This window comes from [Flexibacter] sp. ATCC 35208, assembly GCF_001975825.1.
In the GTDB taxonomy this organism is placed as follows: domain Bacteria; phylum Bacteroidota; class Bacteroidia; order Chitinophagales; family Chitinophagaceae; genus Chitinophaga.
Genome location: NZ_MTKN01000154.1, coordinates 1 through 3,164 on the forward strand (window position 1 = coordinate 1; position 3,164 = coordinate 3,164).

The 3,164-nt window shown below is 43.3% G+C and carries 2 protein-coding genes; both read left to right on the forward strand.

Translation table 11 applies throughout. The features are described 5' to 3' along the window. The first annotated feature begins 426 nt into the window (after positions 1-426). Complete coding sequence (gene treF / locus BW716_RS34680; protein ID WP_083729682.1) at positions 427-1,983, forward strand: alpha,alpha-trehalase TreF; 1,557 nt, start codon at positions 427-429, stop codon at positions 1,981-1,983. 256 nt (positions 1,984-2,239) lie between these two features. Next, a complete protein-coding gene (locus BW716_RS34685) occupies positions 2,240-3,118 on the forward strand; it encodes a right-handed parallel beta-helix repeat-containing protein (protein WP_083729683.1) in 879 nt (292 codons plus the stop codon). Positions 3,119-3,164: the final 46 nt, after the last annotated feature.

Sequence of the window (3,164 nt, forward strand, 5' to 3'; positions counted from 1 at the left end):
ACTATAGACGATAGCGGTTTGTACACATATATTTCAGCCTGGTCAAAAGATAGCATCGCCACCGTAATAGAAATTGAATAGTGAGAAGGGTTGTGGCAGGGTAAATAATTAAATCCGCCGGCCTGCTACCGAAACGAAATAATATTAGAACCCACTATAGACGATAGCGGTTTGTACACATATATTTCAGCCTGGTCAAAAGATAGCATCGCCACCTTAATAGAAGTTGAATAGTGAGAAGGGTTGTGGCAGGGTAAATAATTAAATCCGCCGGCCTGCTACCGAAACGAAATAATATTAGAACCCGCTATAGACGATAGCGGTTTGTACACATATATTCCTGCACAGTCAAAAGCCACCATCACCACTATTTATAGAAGAAGTGGCAGGAGAATTGCAGCAGGGTCATTAATTGAATAGAACAGTATGAGAACAATACCTGTCATTTGCCTGATCGTACTCTTTGCAGCCTGTAGACCAACTGCCAAAGAGGAGTCTCCTGTCCAGCTATTTCCAGGGCTTTTTGAAGACGTACAATCAGCACATATTTTCCCGGATAGCAAAACCTTTGCAGATGCTATCCCGAAAAAGACACCCGGCGAGATAATGACTTCTTACAGAAGACAAAAACAACAGTCCTCCTTCCAGCTGGCGGATTTTGTAAATGACCATTTTACAATTCCTGTACCCGCTGCGGCTAATTATGTGACTGATACCACACAGGATGTATCTGCCCATATCCGTTCATTATGGAAGGTGTTGCAACGAACGCCTGATAAGCAGGAGACGGGCGGCTCGCTCATCCCTTTGCCACATCCGTACATTGTACCCGGTGGAAGATTCAGGGAAGTGTATTACTGGGATAGTTACTTCACCATGCTCGGTCTGAAAGAGGACGGTGATACAGCACAAATTGATAATATCATCCAAAACTTTGTATGGCTAATTGAGAACCATGGTAGTATTCCCAATGGCAATCGTACCTATTACCTGACACGTTCACAGCCACCTTTCTTCTCATTGATGCTGGAACTGGATAATCGTCCCGTTTCATTTTACCTGGATGCTTTGCAGAAAGAATATGATTTCTGGATGCATTCCGCACAAAAGGAAACTGATGAACATGTGGTATATCTTCCAGACGGGCATAGGTTGAACAGGTATTTTGACAAAGGAACATGGCCACGGGAAGAAGCATGGACGGAGGATATCCAGACTGCACAACGACCATTCAATAATAAATCCAAAGAAACGGTTTACAGGGAGCTGCGCTCCGGTGCTGAAACCGGCTGGGATTTTAGTAGCCGATGGTTTGAAGATGGACATTCGTTGAAAACGATTCATGTGACGGATATTGTGCCTGTGGATCTGAATTGTTTAATGTATCACCTGGAAATGACATTGGCAGCAGCTTATCGTGAAAAAGGGAATACTTCAAAAGCTGCAGAATTTGAAAAAGCGGCGAAACAAAGAGCAGATGATATCATTAAATATTGCTGGGATGATAACAAGGGATGGTTCATGGATTATGATTTCAGGAAGAATGCTCAGACGGGCATCCCAAGTTTGGCGGGCATATATCCATTGTTTTTTGGAATTGCTTCGCAGGCTCAGGCGGATAAGATGATGAGGGAATTGCAGGAGGAATTTTTGCAACCTGGTGGATTGGTGGCAACGCCTATAGAAACAGGGCAGCAATGGGATGCGCCGAATGGATGGGCACCATTGCACTGGATGGCGATTGCAGGTTTACTGAAATATAATAAGGATTCATTGGCGGGAGAGATTGCTTCAAGATGGTCGCATTTGAATATAAAGACTTTTAGGGCGACCGGAAAATTGTTAGAGAAGTATAATGTAGTGGATACGACGCTTGCTGGTGGGGGAGGAGAGTATCCGAACCAGGATGGGTTTGGTTGGACGAATGGCGTGTTGTTGAAGATTTTGCATATGCAGGAGAGGGGGGAGTTGAAGTATCCTTGAAAGGGGATGTAGACAAAAAATGAAATTGGTATTTATAACGATCACCATAAAAATATAAATTCTGATAGAGGGCAATACCAGCATCGACCTGTTATTGCCCTCAAATAATACCAGCCCCAACATCCGCCATCGTTGCCGGGAACGATTGCGTAAATAAATCCCCGCTCTCTTATTCATTTATCCTGTATTTAATTGTAAAATTGACATAGTTGCGCAGCTAAGATACCCTCATTTCTTAACCTCTTATTTCCTAGTTATGAAGATCAATCTGATGATTGCCCTATTGGTATTAGCATGTACCAGCTGTAGCAAAAACGAAGATCAGGTGAAGCTGCCATCTCCTGTTTCCACTGCCGCAATCGGCGAAGTAACCGCTGCTGCTACCACTACTGTCACAACCGAAGCGGCTTTGAAAACAGCTGTAGCCAATGCTAAAGCAGGTGACGTCATCGCCATCAGCGGCACTATTAACCTGACCAGTACCCTACAATTACTCAATAGCGGTACTTCCAGTTCCAAGATCAATATTTATGGTGGAACACTTAATGCTGCCGGCGCTGGTAGTTGGGCTGTGAAAGTAAATGGTAGCTATTGGAATATCCAGAACATGCGCATTACCGGCGGCCCCTCTTCCGGTATCGTATTCCAGTCAGGAGGAAATAATTACGTGAACAACATCACTTCTGATTACAATGGGAATACTGGTATCCAGGTGTACAATGGCGCCTATAATGTAAGTATTAATAATAGTTATTCTAATCAGAACTATGATGTATCTGCAGGCGGTGAAGATGCGGATGGCTTTGCATGTAAGCTGTCAAGTGGTACTGGTAATTCATTTACTGGTTGCTATGCTTCTTACAATTCAGATGATGGATGGGATCTGTATGGTAATCCAGCTCCTGTAAAGATCAGCGGTTGTACTGCGGAGCATAATGGTAAAGGTTCTAATGGTGATGGTAATGGGTTTAAGTTAGGTAGCTCTGGTCAGAGCATTGCACATACTATTACAAACTGTGTGGCGAATTATAACTCTCCGGGTTGGGGTTTTACAAGGAATGGTAATGCGAAGGGAGTGATTATTTATAGCGGTTTGAGTGGGACAGGTAATGCTGCCGGGTTAAGTGATTTGTAATGTCTTAGTGAATTGTTGATTGATAATAAATAAGAAACTCGCTTTT

Excerpts from the sequence above, each read along its gene's own strand:
- treF (WP_083729682.1), top strand. The coding sequence starts at position 427 with ATGAGAACAATACCTGTCATTTGCCTGATCGTACTCTTTGCAGCCTGT.
- BW716_RS34685 (WP_083729683.1), top strand. The coding sequence starts at position 2,240 with ATGAAGATCAATCTGATGATTGCCCTATTGGTATTAGCATGTACCAGC.